General features: G+C 64.3%; 8 protein-coding genes. 5 read left to right on the top strand and 3 right to left on the bottom strand.

All coding sequences use genetic code 11. From position 1 onward, the window contains the following. Nucleotides 1-337: 337 nt before the first annotated feature. The 3 genes from QQK18_RS13745 to QQK18_RS13755 all read left to right on the top strand — a co-directional run bounded on the left by QQK18_RS13745 (nucleotide 338) and on the right by QQK18_RS13755 (nucleotide 12,131). Entirely contained in the window at nucleotides 338-7,369 is a 7,032-nt protein-coding gene (locus QQK18_RS13745) for a DUF7507 domain-containing protein (RefSeq protein ID WP_284340898.1), read from the top strand. After that, a complete protein-coding gene (locus tag QQK18_RS13750) occupies nucleotides 7,366-11,034 on the top strand; it encodes a TonB-dependent receptor (protein WP_284340899.1) in 3,669 nt (1,222 codons plus the stop codon). Before QQK18_RS13745 ends, QQK18_RS13750 begins: the two co-directional genes overlap by 4 nt. Before the next feature lie 554 nt (nucleotides 11,035-11,588). Continuing rightward, nucleotides 11,589-12,131, top strand: a complete 543-nt coding sequence (locus QQK18_RS13755; protein WP_284340900.1) for a DUF1236 domain-containing protein — start codon at nucleotides 11,589-11,591, stop codon at nucleotides 12,129-12,131. Nucleotides 12,132-12,178: 47 nt separating this feature from the next. Here the strand turns inward: QQK18_RS13755 and QQK18_RS13760 are convergent, their stop codons facing one another. From QQK18_RS13760 to QQK18_RS13770, 3 genes are all read right to left on the bottom strand, one after another. Beyond that, a complete protein-coding gene (locus tag QQK18_RS13760; protein WP_284340901.1) occupies nucleotides 12,179-13,408 on the bottom strand; it encodes an ATP-binding protein in 1,230 nt (409 codons plus the stop codon). A gap of 128 nt (nucleotides 13,409-13,536) precedes the next feature. Further along, a complete protein-coding gene (locus tag QQK18_RS13765; RefSeq protein WP_284340902.1) occupies nucleotides 13,537-14,199 on the bottom strand; it encodes a response regulator transcription factor in 663 nt (220 codons plus the stop codon). Then, nucleotides 14,199-14,810, bottom strand: a complete 612-nt coding sequence (locus tag QQK18_RS13770) for a PepSY domain-containing protein (RefSeq protein WP_284340903.1) — start codon at nucleotides 14,808-14,810, stop codon at nucleotides 14,199-14,201. Before QQK18_RS13770 ends, QQK18_RS13765 begins: the two co-directional genes overlap by 1 nt. Nucleotides 14,811-15,262: 452 nt before the next feature. Here QQK18_RS13770 and QQK18_RS13775 point away from each other — a divergent pair, with 452 nt between their 5' ends. Then, nucleotides 15,263-15,457: a hypothetical protein gene (locus QQK18_RS13775; RefSeq protein ID WP_284340904.1), complete on the top strand. Its 195-nt coding sequence runs from the start codon at nucleotides 15,263-15,265 to the stop codon at nucleotides 15,455-15,457. 11 nt (nucleotides 15,458-15,468) lie between these two features. Then, the coding region (locus tag QQK18_RS13780) for a DUF6600 domain-containing protein (RefSeq protein ID WP_284340905.1) at nucleotides 15,469-16,620 on the top strand (1,152 nt) is incomplete at its 3' end.

The following is a 16,620-nucleotide window of genomic DNA, read 5'->3' on the forward strand; positions in this document are numbered from 1 at the left end:
GCTGGAGAAATCCGGTTTGGGGGCAGCTCCGTTCGAGCATGTTGCGGTGCGCCGGACTTCTTGGAAGTCAGGCACCTTGTTCGGGCGGCGGAAGCATGATTGTGCAGAAGGCGGCTCCTCGCCGGACTGGTGTGTCGAAGGGGCCGTTATGCAAAAGCTGATTTCGTTGCGCGACCATGCGTGCCACGTCGGGTGTTCTGTCGCTCGCGCGACGAGATGGCTGGCGGAGCTACCCGTTCGAGCCGAAGCGAGGCGTAGCGCTCTTGTCGCTCTGGTGACGATCGGCGCGCTGTCGTTTTCGAGCGGAACCGCTCATGCTCAGGCCATCTGGGAGACCTTGCTGCTCCAGACCTTCGGTCAGGGTGCCGAACCGATCAGCTCGAACCCGGACGCCCAGCTGGCGCCGGGAACCTCGTCTCACATGGATGGCGTGTATTATGTGGTCACAAACCCGTCCCTGGCTAACCCCGCATGGCATAACGGCCCCGATCATACGACCGGCGCCGGCTACATGGCGCTGTTCAACGCCAACTATCAGAGCCCCTACTATCGCATAAGTTCGCCCGTCGAAGTTCCGGGTGCGACATACAGGGCCAGTTACTGGACGGCCAACGCCATCAGGTACGATGCGGACCCCGTCTACTCGGACGGGTATATCGGCCTCACGGTGGAAGATCAGGCCAGTGGGGGAACAATACTTGCGACAGGCCCGGGCAACTCCACTCCGTTGGCACGTGCCGCGACAGCAGGACCGCTTGCATGGGTGGAGAGAGCCGTTTCCTTTCAACTACCGATCAACTACGCCGCAAGCGAGATTTATCTCAATTTCGTCAATACAACTCCGCTCGTTCCGCAAGGCAATGACATCGTTGTTGACGATATTCGCGTCGAAATGGCGACGGCCAGGATATCGGGCCGGATATATGTCGATAATAATACGAATGGCGTCTTCGACGCAGGCGACGGGACGCTTTCCGCCTCTTTGCCCTATGTCGCGGTGGTCGACGCGAACAACGCGGTCATGGATTTCGTCCAGATCGCGGCCGACGGCACTTATCTTCTCGCGAACGCAGCATATTCGACATCGGACATCGGCCAGAAGGTCATCCTGCTAAATAGCGCGCCCTCGCTTGGTCAGGTTGTTGCCGCCGCCACCGTTCCCTCCGGCTACGAGCTCGTCAGCGAGACGCCCAATCCAACCTATGGCACGACGGGCGCTCTGCCGCTCGACGGCATCCTGAACGTCGTCCGCGCGGACTCCGCCACGGGCGATCATCCCGATTTCAACATCGGACTGCAACTGGTGGAGGCCGACCTCTCCATCAGTAAGGACGACGGCCAGACGCAGTATACGCCAGGCGGCACCGTCAACTACACCATCGTGGTCGGCAACGATGGCCCGTCCGACGTGACCGGCGCTCAGGTCAGCGATCCGCTGCCTGCGGGCATCAGCACCGCAAGCTGGACCTGCAGTGCCGCCGGTGGAGGCACATGCGGCGCAGCCAGCGGTACGGGCGGGATCAGCACCACCGCCGATCTGCCGGCCGGTACCTCCGTCACCTATACGCTGAGCATGATCGTGCCGATCGGCTTCGGCGGCAACCTGACCAACACGGCGACGGTGACCGCGCCTGCCGGCGTGACTGAGGCGAATTCCGCCAACAACTCTGCCAGCGACACCGACACCCAGTTCACGTCTCCGCCCGGTCCCGGCCCGGGCGCCTGCAATATCGCCAACAACGGCTCGTTCGAGTCGCCGAACATCCAGACCGAGCCGCAACGCACGGGTGAAAACACGGCCTATGTAAACGGCTATGCGATATGGCGGACAACGACGTACCCCATAGACGGCTGGCAGACCGTCAGCGGCACGGTCGATTTCTTGCGTCACTTCAATAATGCCAGTCACGGTACGCAGAGCATTGACCTCTTCGGTACGGCGGCAGCGACATTCCGGCAAACCTTCACCGGCCTGGTCCCGGGACAGTCATATAGTTTCTCGATCGACTATTCCGGAATGCTGACGACGAACGCGGGCCTGGTTCAGCTCGGGAATGGCGCTGGAGTAACGCCGGTCACGCTCGCGACGCTTCGGCCGGCTGCGGATGCCATTTCCAACGGAAACGCTGGCATACCGAACACGCCGGCCTATTCGGTCACTTGGAGCACCTTTCGGTACACCTTCATCGCGGCCGGCACCGAAGCTACGATCCAGTTCGTCGAGACCGGCGCCGGCACCACCGGTCTGTTCATCGACAATTTCATCTTTGCCGGTGACGCGCCTTGCGAAGCCGATCTCTCCATCACCAAAGATGACGGCGTGGCGACTTACACACCCGGGCTGGACACGAGCTACACGATCGTCGTCTCCAATAACGGTCCCGGGCCAGTGGGTGCCGCCCAGATCAGCGACCCGCTGCCCGCCGGCATCACCAATGCCAGCTGGACCTGCGGCAACGCCACGGGCGGCGGCGTCTGCGGCGCTGCCAGTGGCACGGGCGCCATCAGCACGACGGCCAACCTGCCGGTGGGCGGCTCCGTCACCTACACGCTCACCATGGGGATTCCCGAGAGCTACTCGGGCAACCTCACCAACACGGCAACGGTGACCGCGCCCACCGGCGTGACCGAGATCGACGCCGGCAACAATACCGCCAGCGACACCGATACGCTCGCGCCACCGCCCACTTCGGGCGCGTGTTCGCCTGTTCGCAACCTGGGCGGTGCATTCAATCCGTTTGGCGTCAATGTCTCGATGACGAGAACCGGCACGTGGCAGCCCAACACCTATTGGACGACGTTCGGCAGCAATTATTCGATCACCTGGACCTTCTCGCAGCCGATACCGGCAAACTGGATTCAGTTTGCCGTTTTCGATGTCGGCGGCGGGGCCACCTATCCGGCCACGCTGCCCTCGATCAGGGTCACGCTGGGCGCGGGTGGCACGGCAACTCCGGCTGACTTTTCCCTCATTCCGGGCTGGTCTTCCCTCATGAACGACCTGACCTACACCGCCTCCACGGGCGCGCTGGGTTACGTTCGTCCGAACGATGGTAGGAAGGCGGCCGGTGCGCTGCGCGGCAATTCGGCGGATACGGTGAAATCGATCACGATCACCGGCACCAATATCGAGGCCGGTGATTATATCGTCAACACGCTCTACGCCCGCCCGTCCTGTCTGACGGTCGCCAAGGTCAGCGAGGACGGCACCGGCAGCTTCCAGATCGACATGAGCAATGTCGTGCAGGACAGCGGAACGACCGTACCCGGCGTCACGCTGGCAACGACCACCGCCGGCACGCCCGTCTCCTCGTCCCCCTACAAGTCGATTCCGGGCACGGCCATCACTCTGAGCGAAGTCGTGCCCGCCGGCTGGAACCTCGCCTCCGCCGTCTGTACCGACCAGAATGCTGCCAACACCGGCAACCCGACCGTCGTCGGCGGCTTCACCTCGCCGGCGATGACCATTCCGGCGGCCAATGTCAGGCCGGAGTCCGACCTTCAATGCGTGTTCACCAATGAACTTGCCGCACCGGCTCTGACCATCGAGAAGACCGGTACGCTCAATGACACCGATGGGGACGGGCTCATCGATCTGGGCGAAACGATCAGCTATTCGTTCCGCGTGGAGAACACCGGCGGGACGGAGTTGATCGGCGTCACCGTCAACGACCAGTTGCTCGTCGATGCGGGCGTTGCCGTCTCGCCCGGCGCGCAGACGCTGGCGCCCGGCGGCACCGCAACCTTTACCGCGACCTATACCCCGACCCAGGCCGATATCGACGCCGGCCAGGTCTCGAACACCGCCATTGGCACCGGCACGCCACCCTCCGGTACGCCGATCGACAGCCCGCCCGACACCGCCGTGGTGCCGCCCGACGACACCCCGGGCCTGACCATCGAGAAGACGGGCACGCTCAACGACAGTGACGGCGACGGGCTCATCGACCTCGGCGAGACCATCAGCTACTCGTTCCTGGCCACCAACACCGGCACGGTGACGCTGACCGGCGTGACCGTCATCGATCCGCTGCTGGACGCTGCGGGGATCTCGGTCTCACCTGGCCCGCAGACGCTGGCGCCCAGAGGCACCGCGACCTTCACGGCGACCTATACCCCGACGCAGGCCGACATCGACGCGGGGCAGGTGACCAACACCGCCACCGGTACCGGCACGCCGCCCTCCGGTCCGCCGATCGACAGTCCGCCGGATACCGTGACCGTACCGCCAGACCAGGCGAGCGGGCTCACCATCGAGAAGACCGGCACGTTGAACGATCTCGACGGCGATGACCTCATCGATCTCGGCGAGACGATCAGCTATTCGTTCCTCGTCCGGAATACGGGTGCAGTGACGCTGACCAACGTGACGGTCACCGATCCTCTGGTGACCGTCGATCAAACCCCGCAGACGCTTGCACCGGCCGCGAGTTTCACCTTCACGGCCACCTATACGCCGACGCAGGCAGACATCGATGCCGGGCAGGTGACCAATACCGCCACCGGCACTGGTACGCCGCCCTCGGGCCCGCCGGTCGACAGCCCGCCCGATACCGCCGTGGTGCCGCCCGACGACACCCCGGGCCTGACCATCGACAAGACCGGCACGCTGAACGACGCCGACGGCGACGGGCTCATCGACCTCGGCGAGACCATCAGCTACTCGTTCCTTGCCACCAATACGGGCGGGGTGACGCTGACCGGCGTGACCATCATCGATCCGCTGCTTGACAATGCCGGCATCGCGGTCTCGCCCGGTGCGCAGACGCTGGCGCCCGGTGGCACCGCGACCTTCACGGCGACCTATACCCCGACCCAGGCCGACATCGACGCCGGGCAAGTCTCCAATACCGCCACCGGTACCGGCACGCCGCCCTCGGGTCCGCCGATCGACAGTCCGCCGGACACCTCGGTGGTGCCGCCGGACCAGGCGCCAGCGCTCGTCATCGAGAAGACGGGCACGCTCAACGACCTCGATGGCGACGATCTCATCGATCTCAACGAGACCATCAGCTACTCGTTCCGGGTCGAGAACACCGGCACGGTGACGATGACCGGCGTTACCGTCAATGATCAGCTGCTCGTCAATGCCGGGATTTCCGTCTCGCCCGGTCCGCAGACATTAGCTCCCCGCGGGACCACTACCTTCACGGCGACCTATACGCCGACGCAAGCCGACATTGATGCCGGACGTGTGGAGAACACCGCCACCGGCACCGGCACGCCGCCCTCCGGCCCACCGATCGACAGTCCTCCGGATACGGTCATAGTGCCGCCGGATCAGACGTCCGGGCTGACGATCGACAAGACCGGCACGCTGAATGACGGCGACGGCGATGGGCTCATCGATCCCGGCGAGACCATCACCTATACCTTCCTGGCGGAGAACACCGGAACGGTGACGTTGACCGGCGTGACCGTCAACGATCCGCTGCTCGGTAACGCCGGAATCTCGGTGACGCCGGGCCCGCAGACGCTGGCGCCCGGGGGAACGGCCACCTTCACGGCGACCTATACGCCGACCCAAGCCGATATCGATGCCGGACGCGTCGAGAACACCGCCACCGGCACCGGCATCGATCCCGATGGTGGCACCACCGAAAGCCCGCCGGACACCGTTACTGTACCTCCGGACCAGACGCCGAGGCTCATTATCGAGAAGGAGGGCACGCTCAACGATGCCGACGGTGACGGGCTACTCGATACCGGCGAGACCATCACCTATACCTTCCTGGCGCAGAATACCGGCGCCGTGACCCTGACCGGCGTGACAGTCAACGATCCGCTGCTGACCACTGCGGGCATCTCGGTCACACCGGGCCCGCAGACGCTGGCGCCTGGCGGAACGGTGACCTTCACGGCCGAATACACGCCGACGCAGGCCCAGATCGATACAGGCCGGGTCGAGAACACCGCCACCGGCACCGGTACGCCGCCCTCGGGGCCGCCCATCGAGAGTCCGCCAGACACGGTAACCGTACCGCCGCAGCCTGCGAGCCTCACTCTGCTGAAGACCGGCCGGTTCGAGGATGCCGATGGTAATGGCCGTGCCAACCCCGGCGACACGCTGACCTATAACCTCACTGTCACCAATGACGGCGGGCAAACGGTCGTCGATGCCTGGCCGCAGGACCCCGGTCCAACCTTCAACGGGAAGGCTGCTGCCGGATCCCTCTCCGCCTTCGCGCCGGGACCCGTCACGCTGTTCCCCGGACAGCACGCGGATTTTACCGCGAGCTATACGCTGACCGAGACCGATATCGTCAACGCCGCAGGCATCGAGGACGGGGTTGAAAACACCGCGACGGCCATAGGCTACGTCAATGGCAATGTGGTCACCGGCACGCCGGTGGAGTCGCAGCAGAGCACGGTCACAGTGGCCCTCCCTGCCGCCGCGCTCGGCGACATTGCGATCGCCAAGGTCGCGTTTCTGCGCCACATACGGCGCGGGGAGGAGGCGCCGTTCGCCATCACAATAAGCAACCTGTCGCCCACAGCCGCCACGGGCCTCACGGTAATCGATACACTGCCTTCCGGCTTCCGCTTCGTCGAGGGCTCGGCCAGCATCGACGGCGTCGCGGCAACGCCCGTCGTCGAAGGGCTGCGGGTGATCTTCGAGAACGTCACGGTTCCGGCCAACAGCCAGATCGAGATCCGGCTGCGCATGCTGGCCCTCAGTTCCGCTGGACCCGGCGAGCACGTCAACCGGGCAAGCGTCACCGACACCTCCGGCAATCCGCTGGCGCCGGAGGCGACGGCATCGGTTGAGATCCTGGTCGAACCGGTGTTCGACTGCGGCGACATCATCGGGCGGGTGTTCGACGACCAGAACCGCAACGGCTATCAGGACCAAGGCGAATTGGGCCTGCCGGGCGTGCGCATCGCCACGGTCAATGGTTGGCTGGTGACCACCGATGCCCATGGCCGGTTCCACGTCGCCTGCGCGGCGCTGCCCGACCAGCGCATCGGCTCGAACTTCATCATGAAGGTCGACACCCGCACCCTGCCGACGGGCTATCGCCTGACGACGGAGAACCCGCGGGTGGTGCGGCTGACCGCCGGCAAGATGACCGAACTGAACTTCGGGGCTTCGATCGGCCGGGTGGTGCGCCTCGACCTGCAGGACGCGGCCTTCGAGCCGGGCCGGATCGAGCTGCGTGAGCAGTGGGCGGAGGGACTGGATCAACTGATCGCCTTCCTTGCCGAGGAGCAGTCGGTGCTGCGCCTCACCTATCTCGAGCCGGGCGGAAATCTTGAGCTGGCCGAAGAGCGCCTCGAGCATCTCTCCGAGCTCATCGGCGAGCGCTGGCGGCAAACCTCCGGACAATACCGGTTGGAAATCGAAATGCGTGTGGAGACGGGTAAATGAGCTGGGGGCAAGCAATGACACGCCATGGGGTCTCCATCTTCTCGCGGCGACTGCTGGCAAGTACGGCGCTGACCGCAAGTCTGGTGCTCACCGGTCCTGCCGCAGCGCAGGTCATCGGCAAAGCCGAATACGCCAGCGACACCGGCGGTCTCGTCATCGGCGAGAACACCGAAGCCGGGTCGCTCGCCGACATGGGCAGCATTCCGTTCATGATCAGCGTCGATGGCGAAACCGTCGACGAGAGCGAGGAGGTGCGCCCGGTCGATGCGCAGCGCCAGACCGACCTCGGTCTCAGCGCCGTCGACATCCAGGTCAAGTTCGACGGGCTCGACACCGAGCCGGTGCTCAACGTCCTCGCGGCGCCGCAACAAGGCGGCTACGCGCCCGGCGATGCGGTCGCCTTTACCACCTATTCGAACTATCCGGGCTTCATTGCCCGGTCCGAAATCCGTGTCCACGAAGTCGATGCACGTCCCGGAAGCGACCCGGTCGCGGTGCTGCCGGTCGCGCTCAATAGCGGCGCCCAATGGCAGCTGCCGGCCGACGACCGCCGCTTCACCTATGTGCTGCGCGTCTATGACGGCGAGGGCCGGTTCGACGAGACGGCGCCGCTGGCCATTGGGGGCAGATCATCGGGGCTCGACGCGTCCGGCCACCTGGAGCACCAGGACCTCGACGCAGACCGCACGGCCTTCCGCAATATCGGCGTCTATGGCGGCGCCGTCACCGTCTATGGACGCAGCGTGCCTCCGGGCTATGCGGTCAAGGCGCTGGGCGAGAGCATTCCGGTCGATCCCGAGCGGGCCTTTGTGGTGCAGCGCATCCTGCCGCCCGGCGACCATGCGGTCGACGTCGCCCTTGTCGGCGAGACGGGGGCGAGCGCCCTCAGCTTCATCCGCAAGGTCAACATCCCGGACAGCGAGTGGTTCTATGTGGCGCTGGCGGACCTGACCGTCGGCAGGCGCACTGGCGACACCGGCATCGAGACGGTGCGGCCGGGCGAATATGACGAGGTCTGGTCCAAGGGCCGGCTGGCCTTCTACCTCAAGGGCAAGGTCAAGGGCGAATACCTGATCACCGCGGCGGCCGACACCGGCGAGGAGGGGCTCGAGGATCTCTTCGGCGACCTCGGCGAGCGCAACCCGCGCGACCTCCTGCGTCACCTCGATCCCGACGACTATTACCCGGTCTATGGCGACGACTCGACCATGGTCGAGGACGCCCCGACCAGCGGCAAGTTCTATGTGCGGATCGAGCGCGGCGAGAGCCACGTGATGTGGGGCGATTATCGGACGCAGATCACCGGCACCGAGTTCCTGCGTTCCGAGCGTGCGCTCTACGGCGCCAATGCCGTCTACCGCTCGGATCAAGTGACCTCGTTCGGTGCTCCGCAGACCGAAGTCACCGCCTATGCGGCGCTGCCCGATACCCTGCCGCAGCGCGAGGAGTTCCTCGGCACCGGCGGCTCGGCCTACTTCCTCAAGCGCCAGGACATCACCGAAGGCTCCGAGACCCTGACCGTCGAGGTGCGCGATGCCGTCACCGGCCGCGTGGTCCAGCGCCGCACCCTGCGGTATGGGGTGGACTATTCCATTGACTACCTGCAGGGCGTGGTCATCTTGAGCAAGCCGCTCTCCTGGCTGACCGGCTCCTCCGGTCCGGTGCAAGATGGCGCCATCGGCGGCAGCAAGGTCTACCTCGTTGCCCAGTACGAGTTCGTGCCGGCGGCCGACGATCTCGACGGCTATGTCTATGGCGGGCGCGTCCAGCAGTGGGTGGGCGATTACGTGCGCATCGGCGCCACCGGCATGAGCGAGACCACCGGCCCGGCCGACCAGACCGGCGTTGGCGCCGACATCGCGCTGCGTTACTCGGAAGGGACGTTCCTTTTGGCCGAGATCGCCCGATCGGAGGGCCCGGGCTTTGGCCTCTCCGGCTCGACTGATGGCGGGCTCACCTGGGGCGACGAAGACACGGCCGGCATTGCCAGCAAGTCGGCCACGGCCTGGCGGCTGGAGGCCCAGCTCGATCTCGGCGACCTCAACGTCGCCGGACTCGACGGCAGCATCGGCGCCTATTACGAGGACAAGGAAGAGGGCTTCTCCACTCTCTCCCAGCAGGTGCACGAGGACCAGTGGCTGTGGGGTCTCGAAGCCAATGTCGCGCTCAACGACAAGGTCGAGGTTGTCCTCGGCTATGACGACTTCGAGGACGACGACGGACAGATCAAGCGCGAAGGCGACGCTGCCATCGCCTGGCAGCTCGACGAGTATTGGAACGTCTCGGCAGGCCTGACCTATACCGAGCTGATGTCGCCGCGAGCGATCGACGCGGGCAAGTCCGGCTATGACGGCTCGCGGGTCGATGCCGGTATCCGCATCGAGCACGACTTCAATGAAGATCTCTCCGTCTACGCCTTCGGCCAGGCAACCCTCGGCCTCGAGGGCGACATCAGCCGCAACGACCGGGTGGGCGTCGGGGCCGAGTTCCGCCTGACTGAGACGCTGGCCATCTCCGGCGAGGTCTCCTACGGCACCCATGGGCTCGGTGCTCTGGTCGGGGTCACCTTCGATCCCAATGCCGACGAGCACTATTATGCCGGCTACCGGCTCGATGCTGCCCGTGCCTTCGACCTCAACGAGAGCTTCGATCTCCTCGGCGAGAATGGTGGCACGGTGGTGGCCGGGCTCAAGCGCCGGCTCGACGACTACGCCTCGGCCTATGCCGAGACCAGCTACGACATGTGGGGCCACAAGCGCACCCTGACGCAGACCTACGGCGTGCTGTTCACCCCCGACCAGTTCTGGTCGGTCGATGTCGGACTGGTCGCCGGGCGGGTGCGCGACGACACCCTCGATCCGGCGACCGACCTGCAGCGCTCCGATTTCGACCGCTACGCCCCCTCGCTTGCCATCGGCTATGTCGACGAGGAAGCCGGCATCAAGGCGCATGCCCGGGCCGAGGTGCGCATCGAGGACTCCTCGGACGACACCCGCGACCAGACCGCTTACCTCTTTGCTGGCGGGCTATCGATGAAGACCAGCGAGGACTGGCGGTTCCTGGCCAATATCGACGCGGTGATTTCCGATGCCAACTCCTCCGACACCGTGTTCCAGGACACCGACTACATCGAGGCCTCTGTCGGCTACGCCTATCGCCCGGTCGACAACGACCGGTTGAACGCGCTCTTCCGCTATACCTTCCTCTACGACATGCCCGGCAACAACCAGCTGGTCAGCGGCGCCACCGACGATCTCTACGCCCCGGCCCAGCTCAGCCATATCCTCTCGCTCGACGTCAACTACGACCTGCTGCCCTGGCTGACGGTCGGCGGCAAGTACGGAATGCGCTATGGCGAGGTGAGGTATCGCACCGACGGCGCCTCGGGCGATTTCGAGGATTGGCAGCACTCGACCGCCCATCTGGGCATCCTTCGCTCCGACATCCACGTGGTCAAGAACTGGGACGTTCTGCTCGAGGGCAGGGTCATGCACATGCCCGAAGCGGGCACCACCGATTTCGGCACGTTGGCCGCCGTCTACCATCACCTCGGCGACAACTTCAAAGTCGGCGTCGGGTACAATTTCGGCCAGTTCTCCGACGACCTCCGGGATTTGACCCTTAATGACCAGGGGGCCTTCGTCAACGTCATCGCCAAGTTCTAGGGCGTTTGACCGTCACACTCACTGGGTAATTCCCGCGAAAGCGGGGACCTCTGTTAGAGCCGGCAAGGGAACGGAGGTTCTCGCGGGAATGACCCTGTGGATGTTGTGCACCGTGTCGGCCCCAACTCGTGTTCCTGCCACCACGTCCCACCAACCCCGGCATCCGGCCGCAGCCGCAAGGTCTGTGAACGGGCGCGATCGTGTGTACGAATCGATCTTTCCGAGCGCGCTGAGGCGTTCAGGCTTGGGTCCCGGCTTGCGCCGGGATGACATCGCGTTGGGGAGGGACGACGTGCCCCTCCACCCCCATCCATCACCCGGCCGGGAGCGTTGCATAGACGCCCACGAACACACTCATGGCGACGAAATACATGAAGCAGAAAAGCAGTTGCCGTGTCATTTCCCTAGTCCAACAAGTTCCGCCCGCCGCTTCAGTCTGCACGTTGGGTAGAACGAACATGCGCGCTTAATCGTTGCGCCACGCCCACACGGAACCGCGTCGTAAAACCGAGCGTTGAAGGTCGCGGGGGTAATGAAGCGATTGGATAGGAAAAATGACCTCCAGCTTTGTTACCAAAACAGCTTTGGTCCTGCTGATGGGGCTTTCGATCCCCGTCGCCGGCCTCGCGCAGTCGACCGATACAGAAACTCAAACAGGCACCGAGACCCAGACAGGCACCGAGACCCAGACTGGTACTGAGACCGAGACAGGCACCGAAACCGGGACAGGCACTGAAACCGAGACAGGCACTGAAACGGAATCGGGTACGCAGGTCGAGGGAGGTGGCGAGGTGACAACAGAGGCTCCCGCCGCGACCACGGAAGGGGGCGCTTCGGTCGACGTCGACATTACGGCTGAGCAGCAGACGGAGATCCGCACCGTCATTACCGAAGTTCAGGTCGAACCGGTCGCGGAAGTGGACTTCGACGTCTCGGTCGGCACTTCGGTGCCCGATACCATCACCCTGACACCGCTCCCGCCCCGTGTCATCGAGCTCGTGCCGCAATACGCGGGCTACCTGTTCTTCATCCTGCCGGATGGCCGTATCGTCATCATCGCACCGACGACGCTCGAGATCGTCTACATCCTCGGCTGAGCGGCGCCATCGAATGATCAAGCTAGTCCGGGCCCGTTCGTCCCGGACTAGTCCGTTTTTGCCAAAGGCAGCTTCAGCACCACCTCCAGCCCGCCCATTCGGCTTTCGCCGAAGGACATCTCGCCGCGGTTGAGACGAACGATCTCCGCGGCAATGGCGAGGCCCAGTCCCGTGCCGGACCGTGTTTCGTCGAGCCGCTTGCCGCGTTGCCCCAGCTCGGTCATCTGCGCCGGCGCAATGCCCGGCCCGTCGTCGGCGATCGTCACCATGGCATAGCCATCCGCCGTTGTGGTATTGATCCGGACGCTCGTGGTGGCCCATTTTGCCGCGTTTTCGGTGATGATCCCGACGAGCTCGAGAAGATCCTGGCGGTGAATGTCGATCGCGCAGTCCTCACCCAGCTCGACTACCCAGTGCAGGTCCTCGCCGCGGGCGGTTTTCTTCAAAACCATCAGGGTGCGGATGAGCGCCGCGTTGAGCGAAGCGCTGGCGACGTGGCTGGTGGATCGTATTCGAAGGCTCGCAAGGCGAAGCTGATAATCCACGCGCTCCTGCATTTCGCGCACGACTTCTTCGATGAGGCCGGCCTCCGACGCCTGTCCTTTCTCGCGCAGCCGCTCGGCCATCTGTTGGAGTGCGGCCAGCGGTGTCTTGAGGCCATGGGCAAGATCGGACGCTCGCGAGCGGGCGTGTTCATTTGCCTTCTCGTGGATCGAGAGCAGATCGTTCACCTCCTCGACGAGCGACAGCAGCTCGTCCGGATAAGGTCCGCCGATGCGTTCCTGGTCGCCGCGGCGGACGGCCTCGATTTCCTTGCGGATGGACACAAGGGGGAGCAGTCCGAATTTGACCTGCAGATAGGCGGCCAGAACAATCACCAGGCCAAGCGCCGCCAGAGTGATGATCATGTCGCGGCGAAAGCTGACTCTGGCCTGGTCAACCACGCGCCGGTCTTCTGCAATCGTGATGACGAACCCGCGCGTCCCGTCATCTACCTCGACGGCGACCTGTCGCGTGAGCAGGGCCAGCACCTGGCCCTCGGGACCGGTGGCGCGGGTAAAGACTTCGCCGTCGGCCACCCTTGGTCGTGGCGTCGCGAGGACCTGGTCCCACAGCGACCGCGAGCGCGTGATCTGCCCATTGTCGGTGGCTTCGATCTGCCAATAGCGGCCGCTGAAGGGGGTGGAATAGAGCGGATCGGGCAGGGGCCGGTCGATGGCGGGAACCTCGTATGCCGGTTGCAGCGCGGCGATCAGGCGGTTGAGCGACGCCTGCATGTCCGTGCGCAGCGTGCGGTCGACATTGGCGCTGAACAGCTCCTGGAGGACGAGGGCGGCAAGAAGAACGGCGATGACGGTCCAGGACGCTGCCAGCGCAACCATGCGCCAGCTCAGCGAGCGCAGGATCACGCCTCGACTCCAAGCGTGTAACCGAAGCCCCGCCGGGTCGTGATGACATTGGATCCGAGTCGCTTCCTCACCCGCCCGACCAGGACCTCAATGGCGTTGGAGTCGCGCTCATAGTCCTGGTTGTAGAGATGCTCGGTGATCTCGAGCTGCGAGACGACCCGGCCGCGCTGGTGGACGAGATAGGCGACGAGCCGGAACTCCTGCGGCGTCAGTTCGACGGGAATGCCGTCCCGGGTGACCTGCATGGTGCGCATGTCGAGCACGTAGTCCCCGAACGGGATGCGCGAGGACGCGAGGCCGTTGGCGCGCCGGACGAGCGATCGCACGCGCGCGACGATTTCCTGCATGTGAAAGGGCTTGACGACATAATCGTCGGCTCCCGCCTCGATCCCTTCGACACGCTCCTCCCATTGCCCGCGGGCGGTGAGGATAAGGACGGGCGTCAGCTTGCCGGCTCCGCGCCACCTCTTGAGTACGGTCAGGCCGTCCATCTGCGGCAGGCCGAGGTCGAGGATGATGGCATCGAAGCTTTCGGACTCGCCGCGATACCACACGTTTTCCCCGTCGGACTCGCACTCGACGGTGAACCCGGCACGCGACAGACCGTTCGACAGGCTGTCGACGATCCGTACATCATCTTCCGCCACCAGGATGCGCATCAGCGCCTCTCGATCGCCTGCCCGGTGCGGGCGAAGAAATATCGCGTGCTCAGCGTGCCGTCGGGCGAGAGAACCTTCAGCTCGTAGACAAGGTCACCCGATATGGTCAGCAACTGCGCATCGAGAACTTCCGAGCCTTCCGTGCGCACAGCCGGCAGCAGCTCTTCGAGTGCAACGGCCTCGCCGGCCTCGCGGGCATCGAGCGCCCGGCGCTCCGGACTGCCCGCAGGAGGAGTTGCCGCAGGAGGAGTTGCCGCAGGGGGCGTTGCCGCAGGGGGCGTTGCTACCGCGGCCGGACCGGTCGTCGGTCCAACACCTGCGGCCCCGGTTTGGCCGTTTCCGGGAGCGGTACCGCTGCCGCCCGCATTGTTGTTGCCATTCCCAGTTCCGGTGCCGACCTCCGACTCAGTCTCAGTACTGTTGCCAGCCTCAGTTGTCGTGCCAGTGCCTGAGCTACTCCCATTGCCCGAGCCGCTGTTCTGGCTCGCGGACTGACCGTTGCCGTTGCCGTTACCGTTACCACCTGCATTGCCATTGCCCGATTGGGCCAGGGCGCTGGTGGAGAGCATCAACGCGAAAACGAGAGCCAGGACTGCAAACAATCTGGTCACCATGCTCTTTATATAAGGTCCTCAAGCTGAAAATGCGCTGACAATCGTCCTCACGGGTCGGTCAGCACGGGTCTGCTATCCATTCCATGCTACCCAACGTCCCATGCACGGACTGGGCTGCACATCATGCGACCTTTCGATGAGATCCGCATGATATCTGGCTGTCGACGGTACCAGCGTAATTGATCGGCCCCCGCTACGCTGGGCCGTCGACTTCCAGTCCAACCTCCTTCACCGCTCCTTCATCCGCCCTTTCCGCACAGCACCGCTGGTCGCGAGGGCGAAGCTGACAGTTGGCTGACAAGGTGTGTAAGAGAAATTTCATTTTATCTTTTAATGGGTTAGCGGAACTCTCGCTCTGTTCGGCAGTTGAGATTCCGTTCCGATCCGGACACGGAGGCCCGGCCCCTGAGCCTCCGGCGCACCGGGACCAATTCCTAAGGAGACCGAACATGCCTATCGAACGGCAAACGATCATTACCGACTCCGGAGGATCTGCCAGCATCATTGGCGGCATCATCGTCGGTGTTGTGCTGGTGCTGGTGGCGCTGTGGTTCTTCGGCGCCTTCGACGGCGTCAATCGCGGCGACGGCGCCTCCGTGACCGTCGACGTACCTCCGGTTGAAATCACCACGCCAGCGCAATGACGGAGGCAATCATGAAAACCCGAGCAAGAGCCGAAAGGCTGCTGACGAGCGTTGCGGCCGCAGTGCTGCTCTCGTCCCTACCATTGGCCGCGGGTCTTGCGGTCATCGCTCCCGCTCCCGTCGTGGCGCAGGAAGCGCAGGTCAGCATAGAGGTGTTTTTCGACGAACTCGATGCCGACGGCACCTGGGTGCGCCACGCCGATTACAACTATGTCTGGGTGCCCGATACTGTCGACGCCGATTGGCGTCCCTATGTCAACGGCCATTGGGTCTGGACGCAGGAGTACGGCTGGTACTTCGTCTCCGATGAGCCCTTCGCCTGGGCGGTCTACCACTACGGCCGCTGGGCCTACAGCCCCGAACTCGGCTGGTTCTGGGTTCCCGGCACTGTCTGGGCACCGGCCTGGGTGGTTTGGCGGGAGGGTGATGACCACGTCGGCTGGGCGCCCCTGCCGCCGGAAGGGCGAGGCTATGCCGTCTCGGTCGAGGTCACCGCTGTCGAACCCGATCCCGTCGCATGGCTCTTCGTGCCGGTCGCCGAATTCCTCGCGCCGCGCCTGACGACTGTCGTGGTGCAGCAGACGGAGGTTAACGTCTTCATCGAACGCACCGAAGTGGTCGGACCCGTGGTGGTCGAGAACAACGTCGTTATCAACAACATCATCGACGTCGACTTCATCCAGCAGGAGACCAATCAGGAGGTGACCACCACGACGGTCACAGTGGTTGACAACCCCGAGGAAGCGCAGACCGCTACGACGGAAGGTTCGGTTGCGGTCTTCAACGCCACTCTGAGCGAGCCGACCGAGGAAGCGGCGCCTCCCGAAGCCGTCGAGCCCGCGGAGGTTCCGTCGCCGACGGCCGGCCAGGCCGAAGCAGTGTCCGAAGAGGAAGCTGCTCCTGAAGAAGAAGTAGCTCCCGAGGAGGAGGTTGCTCCTGAAGAGGAGGTTGCTCCTGAAGAGGAGGTTGCTCCTGAAGAGGAGGTTGCTCCTGAAGAGGAGGTTGCTCCCGAGGAGGAGGTTGCTCCTGAAGAGGAGGTTGCCCCTGAAGAAGAGGTTGCCCCTGAAGAGGAGGTTGCTCCCGAGGAGGAGGTTGCTCCCGAGGAGGAGGTTGCTCCTGAAGAGGAGGTTGCTCCTGAAGAGGAGGTTGCTCCTGAAGAGGAG

The sequence above is a fragment of the Devosia nitrariae genome (genome assembly GCF_030160115.1).
Lineage (GTDB): Bacteria > Pseudomonadota > Alphaproteobacteria > Rhizobiales > Devosiaceae > Devosia > Devosia nitrariae.

Excerpts from the sequence above, each read along its gene's own strand:
- QQK18_RS13750 (WP_284340899.1), top strand. The coding sequence starts at position 7,366 with ATGAGCTGGGGGCAAGCAATGACACGCCATGGGGTCTCCATCTTCTCG.
- QQK18_RS13755 (WP_284340900.1), top strand. The coding sequence starts at position 11,589 with ATGACCTCCAGCTTTGTTACCAAAACAGCTTTGGTCCTGCTGATGGGG.
- QQK18_RS13760 (WP_284340901.1), bottom strand. The coding sequence starts at position 13,408 with ATGCAGGCGTCGCTCAACCGCCTGATCGCCGCGCTGCAACCGGCATAC.
- QQK18_RS13765 (WP_284340902.1), bottom strand. The coding sequence starts at position 14,199 with ATGCGCATCCTGGTGGCGGAAGATGATGTACGGATCGTCGACAGCCTG.
- QQK18_RS13775 (WP_284340904.1), top strand. The coding sequence starts at position 15,263 with ATGCCTATCGAACGGCAAACGATCATTACCGACTCCGGAGGATCTGCC.